This window comes from Dolichospermum sp. UHCC 0260, from assembly GCF_009711985.1.
Classification (GTDB): domain Bacteria; phylum Cyanobacteriota; class Cyanobacteriia; order Cyanobacteriales; family Nostocaceae; genus Dolichospermum; species Dolichospermum lemmermannii.
Map to the genome: position 1 here is coordinate 59,560 of NZ_VIKZ01000012.1, position 25,251 is coordinate 84,810.

General features: G+C 37.8%; 21 protein-coding genes and 1 tRNA gene. 12 read left to right on the forward strand and 10 right to left on the reverse strand.

The genetic code is table 11. From position 1 onward, the window contains the following. Window positions 1-18: 18 nt before the first annotated feature. Window positions 19-1,326, reverse strand: coding sequence for a hybrid sensor histidine kinase/response regulator (locus tag FJR08_RS07175; RefSeq protein ID WP_168632693.1), 1,308 nt, complete (start codon window positions 1,324-1,326; stop codon window positions 19-21). Window positions 1,327-2,110: 784 nt separating this feature from the next. On the opposite strand from FJR08_RS07175, the gene FJR08_RS07180 reads away from it, so the two are divergent. Next, complete coding sequence (locus FJR08_RS07180; protein ID WP_015078446.1) at window positions 2,111-2,833, forward strand: response regulator transcription factor; 723 nt, start codon at window positions 2,111-2,113, stop codon at window positions 2,831-2,833. Here the strand turns inward: FJR08_RS07180 and FJR08_RS07185 are convergent. Then, window positions 2,822-4,147 (reverse strand): lipid-A-disaccharide synthase-related protein, encoded by a 1,326-nt coding sequence (locus tag FJR08_RS07185; RefSeq protein ID WP_168632694.1) that lies wholly within the window; start codon window positions 4,145-4,147, stop codon window positions 2,822-2,824. The two genes, FJR08_RS07180 and FJR08_RS07185, sit on opposite strands and share 12 nt — an antisense overlap. A 109-nt stretch (window positions 4,148-4,256) precedes the next feature. Then, window positions 4,257-5,090 (reverse strand): carbohydrate ABC transporter permease, encoded by an 834-nt coding sequence (locus FJR08_RS07190; protein WP_168632695.1) that lies wholly within the window; start codon window positions 5,088-5,090, stop codon window positions 4,257-4,259. 235 nt (window positions 5,091-5,325) lie between these two features. Here FJR08_RS07190 and FJR08_RS07195 point away from each other — a divergent pair, with 235 nt between their 5' ends. Then, entirely contained in the window at window positions 5,326-6,162 is an 837-nt protein-coding gene (locus tag FJR08_RS07195) for a D-alanyl-D-alanine carboxypeptidase family protein (RefSeq protein ID WP_168632696.1), read from the forward strand. A gap of 172 nt (window positions 6,163-6,334) precedes the next feature. After that, window positions 6,335-6,913, forward strand: coding sequence for a TIGR04376 family protein (locus tag FJR08_RS07200; protein ID WP_015078441.1), 579 nt, complete (start codon window positions 6,335-6,337; stop codon window positions 6,911-6,913). Window positions 6,914-6,966: 53 nt separating this feature from the next. On the opposite strand, the gene FJR08_RS07205 is transcribed toward FJR08_RS07200, so the two are convergent. Continuing rightward, window positions 6,967-7,149: a hypothetical protein gene (locus FJR08_RS07205; protein WP_168632660.1), complete on the reverse strand. Its 183-nt coding sequence runs from the start codon at window positions 7,147-7,149 to the stop codon at window positions 6,967-6,969. Window positions 7,150-7,279: 130 nt separating this feature from the next. Next, window positions 7,280-8,356 carry a magnesium-protoporphyrin IX monomethyl ester (oxidative) cyclase gene (gene acsF, locus FJR08_RS07210; RefSeq protein WP_168632697.1) on the reverse strand — a complete coding sequence of 359 codons (1,077 nt, stop codon included), beginning with the start codon at window positions 8,354-8,356 and terminating at the stop codon, window positions 7,280-7,282. Between the two features lie 607 nt (window positions 8,357-8,963). On the opposite strand from acsF, the gene FJR08_RS07220 reads away from it, so the two are divergent. The 5 genes from FJR08_RS07220 (at window position 8,964) to FJR08_RS07240 (ending at window position 14,093) form a co-directional block, all read left to right on the forward strand. Beyond that, window positions 8,964-10,424, forward strand: coding sequence for a TM0106 family RecB-like putative nuclease (locus FJR08_RS07220; RefSeq protein WP_168632698.1), 1,461 nt, complete (start codon window positions 8,964-8,966; stop codon window positions 10,422-10,424). A gap of 22 nt (window positions 10,425-10,446) precedes the next feature. After that, complete coding sequence (locus FJR08_RS07225; RefSeq protein WP_168632699.1) at window positions 10,447-11,628, forward strand: esterase-like activity of phytase family protein; 1,182 nt, start codon at window positions 10,447-10,449, stop codon at window positions 11,626-11,628. Window positions 11,629-11,853: 225 nt separating this feature from the next. Further along, a tRNA-Asp gene (locus tag FJR08_RS07230) sits at window positions 11,854-11,927 on the forward strand. A gap of 98 nt (window positions 11,928-12,025) precedes the next feature. Beyond that, complete coding sequence (gene gltX / locus FJR08_RS07235; RefSeq protein WP_168632700.1) at window positions 12,026-13,471, forward strand: glutamate--tRNA ligase; 1,446 nt, start codon at window positions 12,026-12,028, stop codon at window positions 13,469-13,471. Between the two features lie 139 nt (window positions 13,472-13,610). Beyond that, complete coding sequence (locus FJR08_RS07240; protein ID WP_174783019.1) at window positions 13,611-14,093, forward strand: hypothetical protein; 483 nt, start codon at window positions 13,611-13,613, stop codon at window positions 14,091-14,093. 402 nt (window positions 14,094-14,495) lie between these two features. Here the strand turns inward: FJR08_RS07240 and FJR08_RS07245 are convergent, their stop codons facing one another. The 4 genes from FJR08_RS07245 to FJR08_RS07260 form a co-directional block, all read right to left on the reverse strand. Next, complete coding sequence (locus FJR08_RS07245) at window positions 14,496-15,758, reverse strand: DUF4407 domain-containing protein (protein ID WP_168632701.1); 1,263 nt, start codon at window positions 15,756-15,758, stop codon at window positions 14,496-14,498. Window positions 15,759-15,853: 95 nt separating this feature from the next. Then, a complete protein-coding gene (locus tag FJR08_RS07250; RefSeq protein WP_168632702.1) occupies window positions 15,854-18,403 on the reverse strand; it encodes an SPFH domain-containing protein in 2,550 nt (849 codons plus the stop codon). Between the two features lies 1 nt (window position 18,404). Further along, window positions 18,405-19,256, reverse strand: coding sequence for a GUN4 domain-containing protein (locus tag FJR08_RS07255; RefSeq protein WP_168632703.1), 852 nt, complete (start codon window positions 19,254-19,256; stop codon window positions 18,405-18,407). A gap of 3 nt (window positions 19,257-19,259) precedes the next feature. Then, window positions 19,260-19,739, reverse strand: coding sequence for a hypothetical protein (locus FJR08_RS07260; protein ID WP_168632704.1), 480 nt, complete (start codon window positions 19,737-19,739; stop codon window positions 19,260-19,262). 362 nt (window positions 19,740-20,101) lie between these two features. Between FJR08_RS07260 and FJR08_RS07265 the strand changes: the two genes are divergently transcribed. Together FJR08_RS07265 and FJR08_RS07270 are read left to right on the forward strand one after the other, a co-directional pair. Continuing rightward, window positions 20,102-20,701: a Uma2 family endonuclease gene (locus FJR08_RS07265; RefSeq protein ID WP_015078433.1), complete on the forward strand. Its 600-nt coding sequence runs from the start codon at window positions 20,102-20,104 to the stop codon at window positions 20,699-20,701. A 770-nt stretch (window positions 20,702-21,471) separates the two neighbouring features. After that, entirely contained in the window at window positions 21,472-21,984 is a 513-nt protein-coding gene (locus FJR08_RS07270; RefSeq protein WP_015078432.1) for a hypothetical protein, read from the forward strand. A 386-nt stretch (window positions 21,985-22,370) separates the two neighbouring features. Here FJR08_RS07270 and FJR08_RS07280 read toward each other — a convergent pair whose 3' ends face one another. After that, on the reverse strand, window positions 22,371-22,601 hold the full coding sequence (locus FJR08_RS07280) for a type II toxin-antitoxin system HicB family antitoxin (RefSeq protein WP_200863838.1): 231 nt from the start codon (window positions 22,599-22,601) through the stop codon (window positions 22,371-22,373). Between the two features lie 455 nt (window positions 22,602-23,056). On the opposite strand from FJR08_RS07280, the gene ftsH2 reads away from it, so the two are divergent. Together ftsH2 and FJR08_RS23145 are read left to right on the forward strand one after the other, a co-directional pair. After that, complete coding sequence (gene ftsH2, locus FJR08_RS07285) at window positions 23,057-24,943, forward strand: ATP-dependent zinc metalloprotease FtsH2 (protein WP_041457570.1); 1,887 nt, start codon at window positions 23,057-23,059, stop codon at window positions 24,941-24,943. A gap of 102 nt (window positions 24,944-25,045) precedes the next feature. Next, window positions 25,046-25,251 (forward strand): hypothetical protein (locus tag FJR08_RS23145; RefSeq protein WP_217357490.1); only part of this gene is annotated, 206 nt, incomplete at its 3' end.

Here is a 25,251-nt window from a genome sequence, read left to right on the forward strand (position 1 = left end):
AGTTAACTTTTTGGTAATCTACAACCTGATATGAGGATAATTCATTAAAGCTTTGTTCGGGGAATATACAGAATGAAAATGATGCTGATGAGAACTAAAAACTACATTACCTAAATCTGCTGCTAAATTGATTCTTCGGGGTAATTCTATTTTAAACGTTGAACCCACTCCTAATTGACTTTCAACACATATTTTTCCTCCCATTATCCCCACTAGTGAATCAATAATAGCCAAACCCAAACCTGTCCCTGAATATTTACGGCTGATACCTTGATCAATTTGATGAAATGCTGCAAAAATGTTTTGAAAATCTTGAGCAGCAATCCCAATTCCTGTATCTTTAACAGTTATTGTAACTTGATTTTTAGGTGTTTCTCGAATTTCTACCCAAATATTGCCAGATTCTGTAAATTTAACAGCATTGGTCAGTAAATTAGTTAAAATTTGCCGTAATCGGACTGCATCATTAAATACTGATGTATTCTTTAAGTCTGTTTTGACTAACAAAGATAACTTTTTGGCTTCAGCTAAGGGGCGGATTTCTGTAACTACGTTACTAACAATTGCTGATAAATCCAACATTTCTGGCTTTAGTGCTAATTTCCCAGATTCTAGCTGAGAAAAATCCAGAATTTCATTGATCTTGATCAGTAACTCTTTACCATTATTGAGAATTTTCTCTACCATGACCAGTTGTTGATTTGTCAATTCACCAAATTTAGGACGTAATAGAATCTGTGAAAATCCAATAATCGCATTCATGGGAGTTCTTAGTTCATGGGATATGGTGGCTAAAAATAGTGATTTTAAACTGGATGCTTCCAAAATATTGAGGTTTTGTTCTTGAATATGCTGCTGCTGTGCTGTGAATTCTTTCTGCTGTAAGATTAGCTGTTCACGACTTTCTTTAAGCTGTTGATTTGCTAAATTTAGCTGCATTTCCGTATGGTGTATACGAATTGCACTGCGTAACATTTGAGCTATGGTTTCTGGCGATAATTTAGACTTAATAAAATACTCGGTAGCACCTAATTTTATCCACTCTTGGGCTATTTTTTCATCTCCTGAATCTATGAGAATTACTAAAGGAACTTGAATCCCTGAAGATTGTAATTTATGAATTAATGTTAAGCTGTCTTGATTTGGTAAGTGATAGTCGAGAAATATGCAATCATAGTGATTATGGATCAAGGCAAAGAAGGCTTGACTCCCATCCTTAACTTCATCAATTTCCATCTTAATACCTGTTTTAGTCAGAGCTAAACTTACTATTAAGCCGTCTACCTGATCATTTTCTGCAACTAAAATTTTTAGCGGTTCTTCCATCGGTTTTTCTTTTTGCTGTTAAATACAGATTTATGTTCAGCATTTCTGTTTTTACAGTCTCTAGATTGTACAAATAATCAACATGATTTTTTGCTGAATTAGCAGATTTATTCCCAAATAAAATACTTTATCCAGTTAAAAACATTGTAAATTACTAATTCATTAACTGTCCTCACCCATTAGTGAGAGTTGCATGGAAACATTATGTACCATTAGCGTAAGTATTTAAACTTAAAGAGTAGGAATAATTGCTAAATAAGGATCACTTACCTCCTGCGGATGAATAGGTTTTTAGAGCAGGTATCAGCGTTAAAAGTCTTTTGGTGTCTGATAGCAGTGTGGATTTAGTCATGTTGGATGCTATCTTAGTACAACCACGGAAATGGCACAATTATGTAAAATAGTTGCCAAGCTGACTGGATCAGCTTTTTAACCTACTTAATTTTTGATTTTTGACCTCCGCATTGCGGAACTGCTGTGTTGAGTCCATTGTAAATTTGGTGATCATGGTGTAACTGTAATTTTTCTGATTTGTCTCAATAATCTCATTTGTTTTGGGAAAAATATCTATATGTCTTTAGCTAGATTTTTGCATCTATTGAAATTCAAAAATCAATTATTCGTTATTCCTATTGGTAGATGTTTAATGGTTCACAGATCGTATATGCTTAAGGTTGGGTAAATTGAATACAATTCTTAAAAAACAAACAAGCTTTTTTTCCCTCTCCTCCCTTCTGTCTATTGGCACTACTTCAGAAGTAATCTGATCATCATGGGTGTAATAATGAGTGAAATTAGTATTCTGTTAATTGAAGATCACGATTTAACCCGCATGGGACTCAAAACTGAATTGCAGTCACACAGCGGCTTTAAGGTGATTGGTGAGGCAGCCAATGCGACTCAAGGACTAAAACTTTTAGAAACAATCAAGCCAAATGTGGCTGTGATAGATATTGGTTTACCTGATATGAGTGGAATTGAGCTAACTCGTAAATTTAGACGTTATCAGACAGAAACGGGACAATTTCAGACGAAAATTTTGATTTTGACGATGAATAATACTGAAGATGCAGTCCTAGCGGCTTTTGCGGCGGGAGCAGATTCTTATTATATGAAGGAAACAAGTATTAATAAATTTACTGAAGCTGTAGAAGCAACTTTTCATGGTAATTCTTGGATTGATCCAGCGATCGCTAGTGTCGTATTACGGAAAATGCGTCAAGGTGTCCCCGGTGATCATCAATCATTGGACAAGCCAAAAACTGTAAAAATCGAAGCTCTGGAAATAGAATATGAACAAGTTTTAGAAACTTATCCCCTCACCCAAAGGGAACTGGAAATTTTAGAATTGATTGTGGGTGGTTGCAGCAATGGCCAAATCGCCGAAAAATTATATATTACTGTAGGTACAGTAAAAACTCATGTTCGCAATATCTTAAATAAACTCTGTGCTGATGATCGAACCCAAGCAGCCGTGCGGGCTTTACGTTCTGGGTTAGTAGTTTAATCTTTCCTGCAAACATTCTGCAATCCGTTGTGCTGCACCTGCACGTCCCATGCGCTGCAACCCATTTTCAGCAATCTCATGTAAGAGGTCAGGATTTTTGAGTAGAGATTGGATAGCGGGGAGAACTTGTGATGGTTGGTTGACGAGGGTGAGAGATATTCCTAAAAGCCGACTTTGAGCTTCTGCAAAAGCGGGGTTGTATTGAGGTCCATGACCAGAAATAGCGATCGCTGGTTTTCCCAAACCGATGAATTGTTCTGTTGCTGTTCCAGCCATAGCGATCGCCAGATCACCTAAATGTAAGCATTCATTATAGGCTTGTTGGGTCAGGATAAAATAAGCATTTTTTTGGTTAAAAGTCAAGCTATCAGGGTCAGAAATTGCTAAAGGAGATTGATCACACCGTCGCCAACCTTGAATGTGTAAAGTTTGGGATAAAATACTACAATCTAAACCAGGAGCGATCGCCCCTAAAAAAATCATCGTCCCCGCAGCCCGAAAGATGGAATCTGGTTGTCGTAAACTAGCCGTCAGCGCAGATACAGCAATCATGATGATTTCCCAATTGTTGTAAGCTTCCGGCGCACGAGAACCGGGTAACAGAGTCACAATCAAAGGCCGAATCACTTCTTCGAGTTCAGCATCAGGACGATAAAACTGTTGTGCGGTAAAAATCTTCTGCAAACCATCCATCATGGGATTCCCCACATCCACAGCGGGAATTCGCCATTTTTTGAGAATTTCCGTAGTCAGAGCATCTCTAGGAAACACAGCCCGACAACGGCCACGACTCATCAACCATCTTTCCCAAGGATGGTAAATTGAACCAGAAAAATTTTCCCACCATGCGGACTTTGATTTTCTCGGTAATAATCCCGCTTCATCGCGCACATAGTATTCTGATTTAGCAGTACCTACAAAGGCATAATTAGCACCACTCACGGCTGCAAACAACAGGGGAACAATATCCCCCACAGCTAGAATAGCTTTGGGATTACCTAACTTGGTTTGTGAACTTACCCAACTGCGGATAGATTGAATTTGATTAAGAGTCAACTGCACCAACCCACCCCGCAGATCGCGCATTAATTCGCGGCTATCCATATATATAAAACCACCAGAAGGCATAGTCTGCACCTTACCAATCATAGAAATATCTATTTGTTGATAAGCACGTCCTTCACCTACTATTGGTAAAGCAAAAATATCTGGTGGAGAAGATAATTGTTGTAGAGCCTGGATAATCCGAACAGCAATGATATCTTCTCCGTGACCATTGCTTAAGACTAATAACTGTAAACGAGAATTGGTCATTGATTTTTAAAATACGCTTTAATGGCATAGGTATCACTTGTCAATGTAATAGGACAAGGAATAATAATTCGTTCTAAATCTAAATTTAAGCTCTTTTTTATCTACATTTTTAGCCCTTGACTCCACTCCCTGTATCCGTAGGAACAATATATTTTTGTAGAAACAAAAACAATAATAGCACTGGAGTAATAGAAATTACTGAACCAGCAGCTACCAACCGCCAATCTAAAGAAAATGTTCCCGCTAACTTAGCTACCCCCAAGGGTAAAGTATATAAACTTTCATCTTGGATGACAATTAAAGGCCACAAAAAGTCACTCCAAGCACCAATAAAGACAAAGATAGCCAAAGTAATCAGCGCTGGACGAATGGCAGGTAGCATGATGTGCCACCACAATCCTAACTCAGAACTACCATCTAAACGAGCCGCTTCTTCAATTTCCTTTGGCACACCTATTAGAGCCTGCCGTAATAAAAATATACCAAAGGCAGATGCCAAACTAGGAAAAATTATTCCTAAGTAACTATTTCTCAACCCTAGTTGCACTGTCAAAATATATAAAGGAATCATGACAATTTGGAAGGGAATCATAATTGTGGAGACAATGGCAATAAAAATCCCATTTCTGCCCACAAATGATAGTCTGGCCAAGGGATAAGCCGCTAAGGAACAAAACAACAAATTTAAACCAACTGTTAATACTGATACCAGGATACTGTTGTATAAATAAGTTGCAAATGGTAAAAATTGCCAAACTTTAGAGAAGTTTTCTAGTGTTGGCTGACTAGGTAATAATTGGGGTGGTGACTGCCAAATATTTTCCGTTGGTGATTTTAGTGCTGTGCTGATTAACCATAACAATGGAAACAGCATCACGAGAGCGATCGCACTGAGTATGCTATAAATAATTAAAGTTTGGATGCGGGAGTTTTTTAACTTCATATTTTGTTAAAAATGATTACGTGTAAAGGTTGTTAATATAACTATTTGTAACCTAAAAAATAAACTTTATCCTATAATTATACACACTAATTTTACCTCAAGTGACAAAAAACCAGATCCCTGACTTCTTGAAGAAGTTGGGGATATGAGTCCTGACATTGTGTCTTAATAACATAAATTCTAGGAAATTGTGGGATATGATGAAATCGAAATTTTCAAAATAAGTAATATTTTTATGAAACCAATTCTGCAAATAGCAGCATTTGTAACTATAATTATTTTTGTGAGTGTTACCTTGGTTTCTGTCCATAAAGTTTTTCGAGATCAGTTAATAATAACTCCCCAAATTGCCAAAGAATGTTTAACTAATTCCAGCTTACCTTGTGATAATTCAAAGTCATCTATAAATATACCATTTATTCCCGATCAGAAATTAGATGATCAACAACGGTTTTTAGCAACAATTGCCCAAAAAATCCCCACAATTCCCCAGGATGATACTTTTGAATATACTTTACTACGTTCCTATGGAACAGTATTTATTAATCAAGAGTCAGGAATTAATTTACCACAAAAAGTGATTTTAGATAACGAATCAGAAACAAAATCTTTTCAGAAGACAATGAGTATAGCTTTAGTAGATGGCACTCAAGAATGTTATTTACAAAAAAACGCAGCAGCAGCTTTAAATAAGGCGAAAAGTTTAGAAAATATTCCCCTTAAATCAGGTTATGCTGGTGATTGTCTTCGCAATTTTGCCACTAATTTAAGATTTTGGAATAAATACGCAAATAGTGAAACATTAGCAAGAGTCAAAGCCGGAAAAGAAACAAAAATTCTCGGTTTAGTTGCACCCCCCGGTACGTCACAACATCTGTGGGGATTAGCAATTGATTTACAAGTATCAACATCAACCCAAAGACAGGCTTTAAATGAAAATGGTTGGTTTCAAACTGTAGTTAGTGATCTTCCCCATTGGACTTATTTAAGCCAGAGTGAAGATGATTTACCCAAATTTGGATTACAACAAAAAACTATCCAAGGAATTAAATATTGGGTAACACCAATTTAATTTGTTAGTTGTTAGTAGGGGCGAAGCATTTGGAAGATAAATTATCGGTCATTGCCAAAAATAGTTCTCCAAATGCTTCGCCCGTACAGTTGTCAGTTGTTAGGAGAAAGAAGGAAATTTCCCTGTTCTCTGTTATAAAATAGTCATATATCTGATAGTTGGAGTTTTAACAGTGAGTTTATTTGATGATTTAAGTCGGTTTTTAGAAAGTCGTTTAGAAGAGTTCTTGCGGAATAACCCTCATTTAGAGTTAGAAGCACTTTTAGAACAACTGCGGGAACAAGAAGAAGATACATTAAAGTTAATTGCCGAGTTACAATTGCAAGAGAAGCGATCGCAAGATGAAATTCTCAGCACAGCCCAAGAAATCCAAAAATGGCATATTCGGATTCAAAAAGCCCAAGCCGCAGGTAGACAAGACTTAGCCACCCCAGCCCAAGAACGAGAAGCAGCCCTACTGCGAGAAGGAAATCAAATGTGGGGACAAATGCAAGGTTTAAAAGAACGCATTAACCAGTCCCAAGAACTACTTCGCAAAATTCAACAACGTCGTCAAGAAGTACAAACAAAAGCAGCCGAAGCACAAACAGCCAGAACCAAAGCACAAACCCAGCAAAGATTAAAAACTGAAACTCCTGGCTGGAATACTGCTGCTAATTCTCACAGTAATTTTGACGACTTAGAAAATACATTTCGCAATTGGGAAACTCAAGACGAATTAGAAAAACTCAAACGCAAGATGGGAAAATAATTATGGATAACAAGATCCCCGACTTCTTAGAGAAGTCGGGGATCTAAATCTGATCATCGCTTACGAATAACCCCTTGCCAACTAATTTTTTGCTGTGCAGAACGTCCATCTAACCGCCGTTCAAACTCTCGATATTCATCAGCAATTAGAGAACCAATAGCAAGTAAAGATTTTGCCCCTTGACGGATTTGCCATTTATTTTTGGAAAGATTGAATTGTTGTAAACTTACAAACAAGTCCTTCCTTAAACTTAGGACTCTTCCCTTAGCGTCTTTGCTCCTTAGCGTCTTTGCGCGAAACAAAATAGAAACAAAAAAAGTGGTTCTGTCCAAGACAAAACCACCTCAAACAAAAATCAAACTCAAATTAACGAGCTTGACCGTGAGCAGAAGCCGCATCAATAGGCTTCATCAGATATAATTGTAATAACTGCCAACCATGAGATAGATAGATTGGAAGTTTTTGGAAGAATTGGAAGAACTTGGGAGTATTAGAGCTAGAAATTGCTGCCAATTTTTCGTTATTCTGGACGCAAACATCTAAACGCTCATAAAATACTGGATTTTCAACATCCAACATAACAGGGAAGACTCTACCAGCGGTTTCATTGGTCTTCTTAATTACATGAATGTCGTACTCACGCGCATTCAAGCCCAAGGAAGCGTAGAAATCCTTGCGTTGAATATCATTGAGATACATAGTTGCAAATACTGACAACAGGAAGAAGCGACTCCATAGTTTAGCTCTCCAGTCATTCAACATTTGTGGCTGCGCTCTCATAACCGCATCAAAAAAATCACCGTGACGGTTTTCATCCTGACACCAGTTCTCAAAAAAGTTAAAAATTGGATAAATTTGATCTTCAGGATGGGCTTCTAAATGACGATAAATAGTGATATAGCGCCAATAACCAATCTTTTCAGAAAGATAAGTAGCGTAGAAGATGAATTTGGGCTTAAAGAACGTATAACTACGACTCTTAGTCAAAAACCCTAAATCTAAAGAAAGATTAAAGTCTGACATAGCTTTGTTCAAGAACCCAGCGTGACGGGCTTCATCCCGTGACATCAGGTTAAAGCCTTCAGCTAAAAGAGGGCTTTTATCCTTTAAGCGCCGACCGAGTTCTTTGTATAACAAGAAGCCGGAAAACTCTGCTGTACAAGAACGTTCGAGAAATTCAACGAACAATTTGCGAGTTTCTCCGTCAATAGAGTCCCAAGATTTTTCAAACTGAGCATCCCGAACAAAGTGATGGCGGTTGTAGTCAATGCGGAATTCTGCAATAATGGCTTCCAATTCCTCTTCATTGACGGAAAGATCCATCCGTGCCATTTCATCGAAATCGGTTGTGTAAAACCTTGGTGTTAAAAGGGTTTCCTTAGCAGGGGACTTAATTCCAGAACGGATTTCGTCAAAGCCTGGTTTTCTGAGGGATTCTACCATGTTTTGATTTGCTCTTTTATCTTTCTTTTCTTGATGACACCAGAAAGCTGATTCTATGCTCTCACAAGGTGCAGGGAACAAAAATTATAATTTTGTATGAAATTCAGTGTAGCAATATCTAGCCCAAAAATCAGCAGATCAATGATTAATAGTTGCAAAAATCCACAAAAAACGATTTCCACTTGATTTAGGTCTGATGAGGATAATGGGTTTGATGCCGTGTTTGAGGAGCGAAACGTTAAATTAGCCAAAACCCAGGAAAATCATGTAAGCTGGGAAAATAACTGTTTGTCAGTTATAATTTCGCTTTCCTACAGTGCCAGCTAAAAAACCTGAATATATTAAACATATAGTTTGAAAACCTCGTATGTTCAATACCAACGAATTATCAAGCCATTATTGCTGGGGCTGGTAATATAGTCTGGGAAAATATCGCCAACAGTGATGTTTTATACTATAATGTTGAAAATTCTGTACTGGTTACTCTGGTGGGACATAATGTTTTTGTTATTGAACATGAAAAATCACAATCAGGATTACAGTATTTGGCTGAACAATGCAATTCTTAACTGTCCTGTAATTTCTGAATTATTGTTAGCTTAAAAGGATGTTAATTAATGCTCAACTTTTACTACAATTTCAACGCTGTGAGCGGCGACCTTTTTTAGATGTTCACGGTGATTATCTTCAGCGGGAGATTCCCAATGAGTTAGTCCTGAAGGTACAACAGGACAAAATTGCTCATCATCAGCGAATAGTCAAAAAGTTAAGTTACTATGAACCTGATTATCTGTCACGGGATTGGGAAGCAGGAGCAGCATCAACTCTAGAACTGATGCAGCAAGGGGTGAGTTATATTCGTCGTGGTGTAATATTAACTAGCTACCGTGAAAAATATACTTTGCTGAGTCGCCCAGATTTACTGGTCAAACAGCCGGGAAAATCTCGGTTTGGGAATTGGAACTATGTCCCAGTTAATATTGAATTGGGTAAACGTCCCAAGCAAGAATATCAAGTAGTTATTGCTTTTCACGCCCAAGTTTTAGCCACGGTTCAGGATGTGATTCTCAGTAAAGCCGGGCTGATATTGCGGGATAAAGATAAAACTTATGTGGTGGATTTAGATAAATGGACACCACAAATGTTGGATATTTTAGAGGAATATATTCAAGTTATTGAGTCGGTGGAAGCACCGGAAATTTTTATTTCTCGGCAAAAATGTAGTCTTTGTCCTTGGTATAATTATTGTCATGCCAAAGCGAGATCTCAAGAACACCTTTCTCTGTTACCAGGTGTAACACCGATTCGCTATACTCAACTGCAAAATCTAGCTATTACTACTTTAGAAGCACTGGCACAGACCCATCCTAGCACTTTAGAAAACTTGACAGGATTTGATAGTAATGTAGCTGCTAAATTAGTTATTCAAGCCCAATCTGTATTCACCAAGCAACCCTTAATTCTTGCAGATTCCTTTTCTTTAGAATATCTAACTTTTACAGCCCCCATTGAACTTTATTTTGATATTGAAGCCCAGCCAGATTTAAATTTAAATTATCTTTTAGGTGTTTTAGTTGTGGATAGAGTCGCTAATACCGAACAATTTTATGCTTTTTTAGCGGAACAACCCGAACAAGAACCACTAATTTGGCAACAATTTCTGAATTTAGTTAATCAATATCCTCAAGCCCCAATTTATCATTTTTGTGCTTATGAAGTAGATACAGTCAAACGCCTTGGTAAATTGTATCGCACACCTTATGCCCAAATTCATCCCATCCTGAATCGGTTTATTGATATCTATGAACAATTAATTCAAAGTGTGGCTTTACCAATAGATAGTTATGCCTTAAAAACTATTGCTCGTTGGCTAGGATTTGAATGGCGTGAACAACAAGCCAATGGTGCTAAATGTATTTACTGGTATGATAAGTGGTTAGAAACAGGCGATCGCACCTTATTAGCAATCATTCAAGACTACAACGAAGATGACTGTCGCGCCACCCGTACTGTCAAAGATTGGCTAGTTAGCTTTTTTGAGGCTGAATCGGGTAATATTACCTTATAAAAAATTTTACTCCAGTTCTTCTATGCCACGTCTCCCAAAACCTCGGAAACTATCCCTAATTCTCATCTTTATAATTCCACTAATTCTGATTGGTTTTCTGTTTAATAATTTCGCTTCTGCCTCTTCAATAATCAAAAGTATAGAATTTATTGGCCAAGCTACATTACCCACAGGTTTAATTTTCCAAAAAACCGAAATTGGTGGGTTATCGGGAATAACTTATGATGCCAAAAATAACCTATATTATGCAATATCAGATGACAGAGGGCAAAAAGCACCACCTCGTTTTTATACTTTCACAATTGACCTCAGCAAAGGTAAATTAACCAACAACGATGTTATTCCCGTAGGTGTCACAAACTTATTAAATACCAGCAATCAACCATTCCCTCCCAATACCACTGATACAGAAGGAATTGCTATCACCAATCAAGATACCATATTTGTTTCCTCTGAAGGTGATGTAGACAAACTTATCAATCCCTTTATTAAAGAATTTGCGCTGGCTTCTGGAAAAACAATTAGTACCCTACCCATACCAGATAAATTTTTGCCAGATTCCCAAAAGCAAAAAGGCATCCGTAACAACTTAGCCTTTGAAAGTCTCACCATTACACCTAATCAAAAATTCTTATTTACAGCCACCGAAAACGCCTTAATTCAAGATGGTCCAGCGGCTAAATCCGGTGTTGGTACTTCCTCTCGAATTTTAGAATATAACCTCTTAACCAAGCAGCCAGAACGGGAATTTCTCTATCAAACAGAACCAGTTACATCTTTGTTTAATCCTACTGGTAAATTTGCCAGTGGCTTACCAGATTTACTAGCACTCAATAATCAAGGAAACTTTCTCAGTATAGAAAGAAGTTTCACCGGTTTGGGATTTACAGTTTTTCTATTTGAGATTTCCTTAGAAAACGCCACAGACATTCATAATTTTGACAGCATTGCCAAAATTGACCCTGATAAAATCAAGCCAGTAGAGAAAAAACTCCTGTTAGATCTACGAACTTTAGATGTATCATTAGATAATATTGAGGGATTGACCTTGGGTGCAAAATTACCCGACGGACAACCATCACTAATTTTAATCAGCGACAATAATTTTAATGGACTACAACAAACCCAAATTTTAGCCTTTAAGCTGAAAATCGAATCTCCATTGACTAGATTATTACGCCGCTTAAAAATACCTAAATTTTAAAAATAATGGTTCTAAGTAAGTAGACGAAAATAAATCAAAGTAGATTAAGTAATGTAAAAAATCTGGAGATGATTTCGTAGTAAGGGCTTCAGCCCTCAAATGAGGAATAAATTCCTCTCTTTCTCCATGAGCAAATTCCCTGCAAAAATATTTTTTCTCAGACTACTTGACAAATAGAAAAAGACTAGGCATAATAGAGAGAGTGCAAGTTCAAACCGAACTCAAGGGACTGTAGTTCAATTGGTTAGAGCACCGCCCTGTCACGGCGGAAGTTGCGGGTTCGAGCCCCGTCAGTCCCGTTCTAAAATGCTGAATATTGAATAACGAGTTGATTAAAAATGCTCATACCTTTAATTTCAGTAGGTGTAATCATGATTTGTAAAAGAGAGAATCAACTGTGACCGTCAGAGTCCGCATAGCTCCGAGTCCTACGGGAAATCTACATATTGGTACAGCCAGAACTGCTGTATTTAACTATTTGTTTGCTCGTCACCATGATGGCAATTTTATTTTAAGAATCGAAGATACAGATTTAGAGCGATCGCGTCCTGAATACACAGATAATATTCTAGCTGGACTGCGCTGGTTAGGATTGAATTGGGATGAAGGTCCATTTTTCCAATCTCAACGCCTCCATCTTTACAAAGAAGCGGTGCAAAAATTACTAGATCAAGGATTAGCTTACCGCTGCTACACCACATCTGAAGAATTAGACGCTTTGAGAGAAGCGCAAAAAGCCAGAGGAGAAGCACCCCGCTATGATAACCGTCACCGTCACCTCACCCCAGAACAAAGGGCTGAATTTGAAGCTCAAGGACGTTCTTCGGTAATTCGATTCCAAATCGCCGACAGCCGGGAAATTGTCTGGAATGACTTAGTGCGGGGGAAAATGAGTTGGCGTGGTAGCGATTTGGGTGGTGATATGGTCATTGCTCGCGCTGCTAGTGATGGTACAGGTCAACCACTATATAATTTTGTGGTGGTTGTGGATGACATTGATATGCAAATTACTCATGTCATTCGTGGTGAAGACCATATCGCCAATACTGCTAAACAAATCCTGCTGTATGAAGCTTTGGGTGCGAAGATTCCCGAATTTGCTCATACACCTTTGATTTTGAATCAAGAAGGGCGCAAATTATCGAAGCGGGATGGAGTAACTTCCATTTGTGACTTTGAGGAAATGGGCTTTACTGCGGAAGGTTTAGTTAATTATATGACTTTGCTGGGATGGTCGCCAGCGGATTCTACTCAAGAAATATTCGATTTAGAATCAGCAGCTAAGGATTTTGGCTTTGAGCGGGTAAATAAAGCTGGTGCTAAATTTGACTGGGATAAGTTGGATTGGTTAAATAGCCAATATCTCCATAATATGCCAATTGATAAGCTGACAGATTTAGTTATTCCCTATTGGGAAAAAGCTGGTTGTCAATTTACAGGTGGGAGAGAACGGACTTGGTTAGAGCAGCTAGTGGGGTTAATTGCTGCTAGTTTGACTCGATTGGTGGATGCGGTGGAGATGACCAAAGTATTTTTTACTGATGGGGTAGAATTGACTGAAGAAGGCAGTCAACAACTACAGCAAGAGGGTGTCAAGACTGTACTGCAAGCAATTATTACAGCTTTAGAAAGTCAGCCAGAGTTGTCAGCAGATATTGCCCAAAGTATTATTAAGCAAGTTGTGAAATCGGAAAATGTGAAAAAAGGCTTAGTCATGCGATCGCTCAGAGCAGGGTTAACAGGGGATGTACATGGACCAGATTTAATTCAGTCTTGGTTACTGTTAAATCAGATTGGTTTAGATAAAGCCCGCTTAAATCAAGCAATTAGCAGCAAACCCTAAGTCATGGGTAATGGGTAGGAGTTCTCGTTAATTTTGAATTTTGAATTTCCTCCTGCGGTACTCAAGTCTTTTCTCCAAAGGAACTTGAGACCTAAGATTGATGTCTTTATAAGATATCTAGGAATCTTCTCTAATTGCAATGTCAAAAACAGCTTTTCCTACAGGAATCATAGTTGTACTCTGCGTTACAGCCGGGTTTAATCCAGTGGCTCATGCTCAAACAGCCTCGCCAATTTTTGGAGATGCGACTATTCAACATCCATTATCTTCAGATCCCTTGATATTGAGAGGAATGAGTGGTGGTGCAATACCGGGGAGCAAAATAGCAGGAAAAGCAGAAACACCATCAACAGGACCATGTAAAGGATTTATGGATGAAGCACCAGACCATACTGTGAAACTCACAAGTAAATTTGACTACCTGAAATTAGTAGTCCAAAGTCCTGCGGATACCACCATGATTGTTAAAGGACCCGGTGGAACTTGGTGCAATGATGATTTTGACGGTAAAAACCCCGGTATTGTTGGGGAATGGCTACCAGGTACTTATCAAATTTGGATTGGTTCTTACAAGGAAAATGAATCCCTACCTTATACCTTGAAAATTACGGAAGGTAAGTAAATGATTAGACATCTTGTGAGAATTAAATGTGTGTGACTTGAAACCCTTGTAGAGAAGTGACCTGGGTAGGGATTCTCGGCTCTACAATATTTTCGGAGATGTCTAAGTAGGTTAGCGTTAAAAATTGGTAATTTCTGTACTAGATTTTCACAAACACATTGCTAAAATTGATGTTTCCAGTCTGTATCCCAGCATTATGTTTAAATATGGGATTTGCTTCCGCAAGGATACGTAAGGAGTGGGGTTCAGTATTATTTGGAGTTAATCGCTAAAAAACGAAATGAGTTACTTTCGGTTGTTGAGTCTCAAGGTGATGTGGGAAAGCAGTTGATTCTGTTTTGAGTGGGGGATTATACTAAATAGGTTTCGCTTTATTCAGCAAAACCTGTTTAGGAAAATATTCTAATCAATGTCTGAACCTAAAACTTCATCCGCAAGATATTTATAATGCTGTAGTTTATCTCTACATATTTGAATAAACATAGTATTGTCTTGCTCATGCTGTTTATTAATTCTTTGAATGTCATCAATTCCTATATTTTCTAGCTTCTCTTTATTTCTTTCTTTGAGTCGAAGATATTCTATAATTAAAACTTCGATTTTTAACTCTAAATACTTCAATTCTTCTAATTTTAATATTTCTTTTTCTTTAATTCTATAAAGTTTTTCTTGGCTAGTTTTATATTTATTTTCTTTTTCAAGAAGTTCTTCATAAAGTCCTTGTTTAGAGAGTATTTTCACCAAAATAGGAGAAATTTCAATTATAATAAATAAAATAGTTGTCAATAGATTAGTTGCAGCAACAGTAGGATCTCTCTTGGACAATCTCTCTAAAGCAGAAAGTCTCTCTAAAAGGCTGCTAGATTGCTCTTTTCTTTTGGTCTGTTGAGATACATCTGGATCAGGTATAAATTTTCCAAATTTTAACCTTTGCTCTTCTGTGAGATTTTTCTTTTCCTCATCTAAATTTCGTAACCTATTGTCTAATGTATTTACCTCTTGCTCTAATTTTTCCTCAACCTCTTTTTTCGCATTATAAAGATCACCTTTTCCACGTTTACCTGTTATACCTTGCCATTCTTTGATAACATCTGGACGTGCTTTCTGTAAATCATCGTTACGGTTTTTTCTCTCTTCTCCTAAACTCCGAATCTCTACATTTATTTCATTTATTCTTTTTGACTCTGGGGTGTTTTCTAATTCTTCTTGCTGCTTTTTTCTCTCTTGTCTTTGTCCGTCAATTTTTCCTTGGTTGATTTCTTGGTTGATTTCTCTCTCGAATAGCCTTAATTCAAGAGGTTTAGCAACTACCAAGCTTAATAAAACTGCTATACTTAGCCGAAGAATAGATGCCATTAAGAATTGCCATCTTGAATCAGTTTTTCCCTTATTTGCAGTTAATATGAAAAAGCGATCTAGGTTAAAAATTGTACAGCCCCAAGCAGCGCCTAAAGCAATTGAAACTGGAACAGAATTAAAAACGGTAAAAAGTGCATATCCTCCTGAGAAGAAAGCCATTATTGAAGTTAAGACAACAGTTGTGCCAATTGATTCATATTTATATCTTTCTGTTAAGCAAATTTCTCGCGCCAAGATTTCATGATTTGCACCAGCAGACCAGATTAAAAATTTTTGTAAGGCATTCAAATTGGCTTTGTTCGACACATTTATATCCTTATTGGAAACTAGAATAATTAAACTGAGTCTCACTCACTACAGTGGATAATGAGTGAAATATTAGCACTTCCTAACATCAATCATTACCAGGGATCATCGGCGGGTGGTAGGGTTTCCCGTTGTTGTGGTATATCAATTTGGTTAATTTTTTTTGTAGATTTTAAAGAATCTCTTAACACTTCTAGAAATGCCATCTGCATAGCACTTGCTTGGACTATATCTCCTCCATTAGAATTACTGTTACCCCCACCAATAAATACTTCTGGTAACTTAATCTTTGCTTGAGCAAATGCTTCAGCCCATTTTCCTTCCAATTCAATCCGAGCATATATCTCTGGACTAAGGATTTTAACTTTTTCACAAAAGTCGTTGATACTGATATCTTTAATCTGCCTTTGGTAATCTGCATCTATCTGCGATTCTCGTTCTTTTCGGTCTAATTCAACTTTATCTTTGATTTGCTGTGCCTGTGCCTCTAATTGTACCTTGATAAGGTTTGCGTTAGCATTAAAACTGGCAATTTCTACATTTTGTTGGGCTTGTACAACAGCAGCCTGAACTTTGTTTCTTACCTGTTGTTCAATTAAACCCTGACGTTGCCTTTCTGCTAACTCCTCTTGTTTATAATTCTTAGCTTGTTCTTCCATAAGTTTACGCTGCTTTAATATTTCCTCTAATTCATCAGGTAAATCAATTTCAGTGATTAATGTCTGAATTGACTGTACGCCATAGTCATTAAGTTTAGCTTTAATATAAGCTGCGGCTTCCTGCTGAATCTCGAATCGTTTTTCTAGAAAATCAAGAGCCTCATTATTCTGAGCAGAAATCCGAAAATAACTGTCAATCATTGGACCTAGAACTCTAGTTACCAAATTTCTGATTGCAGGAGCTTTCTCTTTTTGAAGAGAATTAGATGGCTCTAATTTCAAAATATCACCCGATTGAGCGCCAACTCGTAGAATCATTATAGGAGCATCTTCCGGTGCTATACTAATAATTTGAGTCACTTGCATATTAAATGTGAATCCATCTTTAGAACGAAGCTTCAAAGGTTCTAGAGTTTTATCGTAATTTTCAGTTGGTTTTTCGTCAGATTTAGACCAATTCAAAATAATTTCGTTAGTTGGAACAACCTGTATACTTTTGATTCTTGTATTAATAGCATATTTGTCTGGTGTAAGCGGTTTCTTTTGCACTCCCTTATATCCCTCATTTACAAGTCGGGAGCTATTATTAGTATTACTATCAGCCACTTCACTATTAGTCACTTTACCAATATAAGAAATAACCACTCCAACCTTCTCTGGAGGAATTTCAATTAATGGTACTTGTTCAACTTGAACGAACCAAGGGTTTAAGTTCCAAGAACCTTCTGACAAAAACTCTTCCTGTAACCCTTTATAACCCCCCAATTCGATAAACTTATTTGCTTGTTGATAATGGTTATGACCTGTGATGATAGAGCCAGCAATTTCTCCTGCTGGAAGAGTTTTTCCATCAAGAGTAGTAATAATTCCAATCTTATCTTTGCCAACTGTATAAACTTTTAAATTTTGAGGATTTATATGGTATTGGGCAGCATTAGCAGTGGTAATAACAGTAAACAAATCAGTATTTATTTGATAATCACCTGCTGTCAAAACAGCCAATTGTTTTCCTTTCTGACCGTCATTATTAATAAAGGACTGAGCATCTTCAAAGTTATGGGATTCGACAACTTTCCCGAAAATGCGCTCTTCTGGTTTGGACGCACCATCATTAGCAACGACTAAACCAATTTCACCTGGAGGCACATGAGTGACGGAAACTATTGATATTTCAAATAATTCAGTATTAATTTGGTAGTCATTAGGAGTTAGAATTGCCAGTTGCTTACCACTCTGCCCCCCATTATTAAGAAAAGCTTGAGGGTCTTGAAAGTTATTGCATTCCACAACTTTCCCAAAAGTGCGACCTGGTGATAGAGGCTGACCATACCTAGCTCGAACCAAACCAATCTCACCAGCTTTTATGCGAACGCACGACTGCCTTTGTATCTTAAAAATATTGGTATTAATGTAATAAATGCTAGGAGTTAGAATTGCTAATTGCTTACCACTTTCACCCCCATGATCAACAAAAGCTTGAGGGTCTTGAAAGTTATTAGACTCTACAACCTTACCAAATGTCCGACCTGGTGGCAGTGGCTTACCGTCTCTAGCTTCAACAATTCCAACTTGGTCTTTATGAATCCGAGTAACTTCTACTTTTTCAACAGAAAATAATTCTGTGTTAATCCAATGGGTTCCAGTCTTCAAAATAGCTCGTTGTTTTCCTCTTTGCCCGCCATTATTGATAAATGCCTTAGCATCTTTGAAGTCATCGCATTCGACAACTTTTCCGAAATTTTGTCCGGGGGACAAACTTGCACCATCTTTAGCTTCAACTAGACCAATTTCATGAGTTTCAATGTGGATAGCCTTCCTCTTATGAATCTCGATATTAGGGAAATAGGGATGCCAACCTGGGCGAAGAATCTCGGCTTGCCAACCTATTTCTCCATTAAGTGCAATTCGGCGACCCGCAGGAAGGGAGCGACCAATTTTTTTATAAACAATTCCAATTTCATTTTCTTCAATGCGAATCAGTACCATTTTATATGTCTCCTGAAAAACAAGTTTCTATTCGAGGTAAAAAATGTTTGAAGCTTTCTTGCCATGTGACAAATTGATCAATGGCCGCAGAAAATCTAAAAGAGGGTAAATGTCCCTGGGGAGCATCTAGATAAAAATTAAATTCTTCATAATTTTTTAGCCAATTATTATTAATTCGCCAACCTACTTTATCGCCAAAATCATCGAGGATTGGACGTTCACACTTACCAGGTTTACCATCAACACTCAGCCAAATATTCCTTTGGACACTAAAACCAAATTGACCTCCACTAGCATCTCGCCACAGTTGATCAATCATCAGAATATCTGAACAGGAAATATTGGCAATATCTATAGCTCTTAGCCAACCTGCTTTTTGTCTCTTGGCTATTTTAAGAAAAATCTGTGTCGTCTCTAAATCAGCCTCTTTCCACTGTTGATTTGTTAGTAACTCATGCAGAAGAGTATAATCCCCTTTAATTTGATCATAAATAATAGGCTCTATAATAGTAATGGGTTCTGGAACACGCTCAGGCTTTTTAGGTTTTTTAGATTCTTGGATTCGATTATTCAGGATATTTGGCAAAATCAAAACTGGATTAGGCTTGATTTGAGTAAGTTTTGATCTCTCCTCCATATCCCTAATTTCTTTTTGTAAAGACTCCATTTGGCTGTCTATGTTCTGAATTTCTTTTTCAGCATTTTCAATTCTCTTTCTAAGCTCAAACTTTTGAACTGAACTACTGGTAATTGAAAGTTCTTGCCGAAAATAGGCAATTTGTTCATAATAATTAACTTTGGTTTTCTTTTCCGTCTCTAAAGATTTTTTTAGTCCTTCTATTTCCTCTAACATTATTTACTGCCTTACCAATCTTTGAATTGCCTTCCAAGTTCGATACATCAATCCCTCTGTATCCATCTCTAATTCATAGGAAGCGATCGCCGGAATTAATGGTAAAGTTACTTTCAACTTAGCTGAGGCTGTTTTGTCTAAATCATTTAACTTGGTTCGGATATCTTGTAACAATGGAATCAGTTGGGCAGGGTATTCACCAGAGGAAACGCGCTCAATAGACTCGACTGCTTGCTCTAGGTGAACCAATTGAGTTTTAGCCTCTTCATCAGAAATTACAATTGCTTCTTTTGGGTAAATATTCCAATATTCAGCTTCGTATTTGCGAATACTAGGTAAAATCTCTCGGTTAATCCGTTGCTTTAGTTCAAATCTAGCAGGAGTATGAGAGTTAACAATTAGATCCCTTTGAAACTCCCCTAACTTTTCGTAAAGCAGATCCAGGAGTTCCTTTAAATCTACTAACCGTTGGCGATCGCTCATGGACATTAATGCTGTAAAGTTTATTAATCATAGTATAATCTACCTTCCGCATTTTCTCCTACACAGGAATTATGCACCTTATATGCCTTAGTTTAATCATTAAGAAGTATATCAACGAGTATAATAGAATTAGTGCATAAACAGGATAAGATACCCGACTTCTTTGTTATACTAAACACCGTTAGGAAAAACCTAGATTTGTAGGGGTTTAGCAGTGCTAAACCCCTACCGATGGAATCGAACGATTAAGCCGTTTTAAGGATAATGATGTCAATAAATTATGAATTAGTGTGAGAAGTCGGGGATCTGTTAATTAAGTATATAATCATTGATATAGCGTTTCATCTGGGGAGTTAAATCTAATGACACAAGCTGCAATCACAAATTTAGAATTAATTCAACCTTTAGCTAATCATCAGGCTTTAACAGATGAGCAATTTATGTTATTGCAGGAAAATGATAATCTTTATGAATATGTGAATGGAGAGCTAATTATAGTCGCAAATTCAGGTGTAGAACATGGCTACTTAGCTCTAACTCTTGGATATTTTTTAACAGGCTTTGTGCGTGATCATAAACTCGGAATAACTTGTGATTCTAGCACTGCTTTTAAAATGAAAACTGGTAACAAAAGATCACCCGATCTTGCTTTTGTTTCTAAGGAAAGATTGCCAGGTTTAAAGCGATTACCCAAAGGTTTTTTTGATGGCGCTCCTGATTTAGCTGTAGAAATTATTTCTCCTAATAATACTTTTGAAGAAATTCATAATAAATTAGTAGAATATTTTGAAAATGGCACTCGTTTAGCATGGGTAATATTGCCAGATGAAGAATGTGTATTAGTTTATCGCAAACCTAAGCCATCCCAGCTTTTGCAATTGGAAGATAGTCTTGATGGAGAAGATGTTATTCCTAATTTTAATTTGCCTTTGATAGAGTTATTTCAAGAATTATCTTTTTAGATATAGATTCTCAACTATGCAGCATTTAGACAGTTTAGATTTTGCCAGTAAAATTAAAGAATTAATTGATAATCTCAGAGGTTGTTTGAAAACTTGATTGCTGAAATTATTCCTAAATGTAAATATTTGAAACATTCATAATTTCTTACTTCTTTAAACAGGTCTTTATACTCTGCACAATATTCATCTATAGGACTCCTATTTGATTTTTGAACAAAACTCGGTACACCTTCATATTCTCAAATCCTCTTGCCTCTTGCCTTCCTACGCAGGAAAATTCAAGAATCAAACCGGAGTCCTTGTCATTTATTCGCTCTGAACTTATTTCCATCTTTTCATTCCCCTTCCCCTCAACTCCCCTGATAATAACCTACTCCTCTCCCGCTTCAATGCTTCTTTCTCTATGTAAAAAACAAAATCTCTGTCTTCCTTTTCCTTCCAGGTTTTAATTCTTTTTCTCTAAGTAGGTTGGCGTTGAAAATTGTCGTTATGGCACTAGGCAAGAGGCAAGAGTGAAGAGGGTTTGGGCGATTTTACGTTTCTTTACACAGTTTGGTTTTATTGTGTTCACCTACTTATTCAAAATGAGCGAACGGACAGATAGCATTTTCTCTGTACAACTCGAAAGTTGTTCGTATCGGTTTGTGCGATACAGACTAATATTTCACTGATTGAGTTAAGTCTGGATCAAAAAACTGATCTTCTGTTACAATTGGTGGCGATTAAACTCTAACTAAACAATTTACGGTCATCTAAGAGGTCTTTATTTTATGGACGAACTTAATAAACAACTGAGTGCTTTTGGCATTTCTCCTGAAGAAATTTCAAAACAACTTTCCTCTATGGGAATTTCTTTCGACGAGATCGCTAAAAAGACAGCTTCTATCGGTGTTCCTAGTATCATTCTTGCTGTAGCATTCACCTCTTTTGGGGGTACGGGTCTAACCGTTACTCTTGCCACTGCTTTAGCGGGTTCAATTGGTGTTATCGGAGACAATTTGACGGGTTACGGAATCGAGATGATTCTTACTACTGTTTATGTTGAGCGTCGCAAAACGGAAGCGGAAGAAGCCCTTTACAGGGAAATTGATATTCTACCCCTTACCGATGCGTTAAAAATTAAGCTAAAAAGTCAACTTGCTCAGGTGAAAGTTACTGATAATACTACGGACAATATTTCTACTGAGAATAGTGCCAATGGTAGCACTAATCAAAATAGCGATCGCTGCCAGGTTGAAGAAACCCAGAGAGAACCCCAACAGGTTATGGCCGTTGCTAAATAATCATCCATTTACTGCATTCTCTAGGGAACACCAAAAAATAAATTACCCAATTTTGTGGGATGGGCATTCTTGACCGTCCTTGATGATTAGCGGGCAAGACTTGTACTGAGCTTGTCGATAGCGCAGCGTGGCGTTAGCCATAGTATGCCCGCACCACAAGAAATTTTTGGGTATTTTTTTAATTGGAAGTCCCTTATTGTGTTCACCTACTTATTCGGCATTTAAGTTTTTAAGAATTTTCTGGGCTAAAAATCCCTTAATTTCTATATGTCTTGGTACAGCCTCAATGACACCTGTTTGAGGATTAATCCATAAAGAATCAGAACCACCTTCTCGTTTTAGGTAACAACCTGCTTATCTTAACTTTTTTTCTAATTCTTTACGTTTCATGGAATTAAAATAGTCTCTTCTATCGCATCTTCTGTGATTCCCCTGCGGATATGTGCCATAGGATCTTCAATAATCAATTGAATAGCAAGTTTCAAGTTTTCTTTCGCTTCCTCAATGGTTTCACCTTGACCATTAGCACCAGAAATTTCTGGACAAATTGCCCAGTATCCTCCTTCCGTTGCTCTCTCAATGATGGCTGTTAACTCTGCTTTCATAACAATTTTCACAAGAAGTCTACTAGATTTTAAACGATGATTAGTTACAAGATCAGCGATGACACTATCACCCAGCACGAAAAATCTCTCTAAAACTCTTACCTTCGCTTCTTCGCTTCTTCGTGGTTCATTTTTCGTAACCTCTGCGTTGTATTAAGCTTTGAAGCATGAATAATATAAATGAATTTGGTGATCCTGTGCAGTCCGGCATAAAATTAGTAATAGAGATAGCAAAATATAAATTAGCCCCAAATCCTTACTGGGTCTGATTTTGGGAATATTTAACTTTTAATTTTTAATTTTTAATTGGTATTAGTATGAGAATTAGGTTAAATTTAATTAAGATTCTAGACAAACTTCATGAATCTGCCATAAGCAAACCGACGTTTTATGGCTCAAATTACAAAATGGATTTATAAACATCCGTTACAAAAGCAGTCATATTAGTATCTAAAGGCAAATTAAAGATGAAATTCTCCTGGAGAGTCGTAGCACTTTGGTCAGTGCTGGCTTTGGTAATTGGCTTTTTCTTCTGGCAAGGGGCTTTTGCAGGCGCTCCTGCGGACACAGGCAAAAATGCCGCCAATACCCGTATGACCTATGGGCGCTTTTTGGAATACTTGGATGCAGACCGCGTTACCAATGTGGATTTATACGATGGTGGTAGAACCGCAATTATCGAAGCTAATGACCAAGACATCGAAAATCGCACCCAACGCTGGCGGGTAGATTTGCCCGTGAATGCTCCTGAATTAATTCAAAAGCTCAAAGAAAAGCAAGTCAGTTTTGATGCCCATCCCATCCGCAATGATGGGGCAATCTGGGGACTTTTGGGTAATTTAATTTTCCCAGTTTTATTGATTACTGGCTTGTTCTTTTTGTTCCGGCGCTCTAATAATCTTCCCGGTGGTCCTGGACAAGCGATGAATTTCGGCAAGTCCCGCGCTCGTTTCCAAATGGAAGCGAAAACAGGGGTGAAGTTTGACGATGTAGCGGGAATTGAAGAAGCGAAGGAAGAATTACAAGAAGTTGTTACTTTCCTCAAACAACCTGAGAAATTCACTGCTGTGGGCGCTCGCATTCCCAAGGGTGTACTATTGGTTGGACCTCCAGGAACTGGTAAAACTTTACTGGCAAAAGCCATTGCTGGTGAAGCTGGTGTGCCTTTCTTCAGTATCTCTGGTTCGGAATTTGTGGAAATGTTTGTGGGTGTGGGTGCTTCCCGTGTCCGTGACTTGTTTAAGAAAGCGAAAGATAACGCTCCTTGTATTATCTTTATTGATGAAATTGACGCGGTAGGTCGTCAACGGGGTGCGGGTATTGGTGGTGGGAATGATGAACGGGAACAAACCCTCAACCAATTATTAACAGAAATGGATGGGTTTGAAGGCAATACTGGCATTATTATTATTGCTGCTACTAACCGTCCTGATGTCCTAGATGCCGCTTTGTTGCGTCCTGGTCGTTTTGATAGACAAGTAACTGTAGATGCACCGGATATTAAAGGCCGTTTGGAAGTATTACAAGTTCATGCTAGAAATAAGAAATTAGATCCTAGCGTATCTTTGGAAGCGATCGCTCGCCGGACTCCTGGATTTACCGGTGCAGATTTAGCTAACCTCCTCAATGAAGCCGCGATTCTCACAGCGAGAAGACGCAAGGAAGGCATCACTTTACTAGAAATTGATGATGCTGTTGATCGGGTAGTTGCTGGTATGGAAGGTACTCCCCTGGTGGATAGCAAGAGTAAGCGTCTGATTGCTTACCATGAAATCGGCCATGCTTTGGTCGGGACTTTACTCAAAGACCATGACCCTGTACAAAAGGTGACTCTGATTCCCAGAGGACAAGCCCAGGGTTTAACTTGGTTTATGCCTAATGAAGAACAAGGTTTAATTAGCCGTTCTCAGCTAAAGGCTAGAATTACAGGGGCTTTAGGTGGTCGGGCTGCTGAAGAGGTAATTTTTGGTCGTGCAGAAGTTACAACTGGTGCGGGTGGAGATTTACAGCAGTTGTCAGGAATGGCACGACAAATGGTAACACGATTTGGAATGTCTGATTTAGGTCCTTTATCTCTGGAAAGCCAACAGGGTGAGGTGTTCCTGGGTCGTGACTGGACAACCCGTTCCGAGTATTCCGAAGCGATCGCTTGTCGCATTGATGCCCAAGTGAGAATGATTGTGGAAGAATGCTATAGCAACGCTAAGAATATCATGCGTGATCATCGCAGTCTCGCAGATCGTTTGGTTGATTTGTTGATTGAAAAAGAAACCATTAATGGTGACGAACTTAGGCAAATTGTGGCTGAGTACGCGGAAGTACCTGATAAATCTCAGTTTGCACCTATGCTGTAAGGGTTGATTTTGCATCAATCAGATCCCCGACTTCTTGAAGAAGTCGGGGATCTTGTCGTTTTATTTATTATTATCGCAAGATAGTTCTTCCTTATCAACCTCATGATAACATTTTTAAAATTGTTTGTCAATACCATAAATCTCTTTTTTGGGTTGGCGTTTTTGCGCTTTTTGGCGAAACATGATGGGGTGATTATGTTTATGGGGAGGAAGGAAGCCAGGGAATTTATTCCCTGTCTTATAGCTAAAGTCGGTTTTAACCAACTAGTGGTCTGTCAATTTTCTATTTACAGCATATTTCGCTCTAA

Bases quoted from the DNA above. Each gene is read 5' to 3' on its own strand.
- FJR08_RS07175 (WP_168632693.1), bottom strand. From the start codon at position 1,326: ATGGAAGAACCGCTAAAAATTTTAGTTGCAGAAAATGATCAGGTAGAC.
- FJR08_RS07180 (WP_015078446.1), top strand. From the start codon at position 2,111: ATGAGTGAAATTAGTATTCTGTTAATTGAAGATCACGATTTAACCCGC.
- FJR08_RS07185 (WP_168632694.1), bottom strand. From the start codon at position 4,147: ATGACCAATTCTCGTTTACAGTTATTAGTCTTAAGCAATGGTCACGGA.
- FJR08_RS07190 (WP_168632695.1), bottom strand. From the start codon at position 5,090: ATGAAGTTAAAAAACTCCCGCATCCAAACTTTAATTATTTATAGCATA.
- FJR08_RS07195 (WP_168632696.1), top strand. From the start codon at position 5,326: ATGAAACCAATTCTGCAAATAGCAGCATTTGTAACTATAATTATTTTT.
- acsF (WP_168632697.1), bottom strand. From the start codon at position 8,356: ATGGTAGAATCCCTCAGAAAACCAGGCTTTGACGAAATCCGTTCTGGA.
- FJR08_RS07220 (WP_168632698.1), top strand. From the start codon at position 8,964: ATGTTAATTAATGCTCAACTTTTACTACAATTTCAACGCTGTGAGCGG.
- FJR08_RS07225 (WP_168632699.1), top strand. From the start codon at position 10,447: ATGCCACGTCTCCCAAAACCTCGGAAACTATCCCTAATTCTCATCTTT.
- FJR08_RS07240 (WP_174783019.1), top strand. From the start codon at position 13,611: ATGTCAAAAACAGCTTTTCCTACAGGAATCATAGTTGTACTCTGCGTT.
- FJR08_RS07250 (WP_168632702.1), bottom strand. From the start codon at position 18,403: ATGGTACTGATTCGCATTGAAGAAAATGAAATTGGAATTGTTTATAAA.
- FJR08_RS07255 (WP_168632703.1), bottom strand. From the start codon at position 19,256: ATGTTAGAGGAAATAGAAGGACTAAAAAAATCTTTAGAGACGGAAAAG.
- FJR08_RS07260 (WP_168632704.1), bottom strand. From the start codon at position 19,739: ATGAGCGATCGCCAACGGTTAGTAGATTTAAAGGAACTCCTGGATCTG.
- FJR08_RS07265 (WP_015078433.1), top strand. From the start codon at position 20,102: ATGACACAAGCTGCAATCACAAATTTAGAATTAATTCAACCTTTAGCT.
- FJR08_RS07270 (WP_015078432.1), top strand. From the start codon at position 21,472: ATGGACGAACTTAATAAACAACTGAGTGCTTTTGGCATTTCTCCTGAA.
- ftsH2 (WP_041457570.1), top strand. From the start codon at position 23,057: ATGAAATTCTCCTGGAGAGTCGTAGCACTTTGGTCAGTGCTGGCTTTG.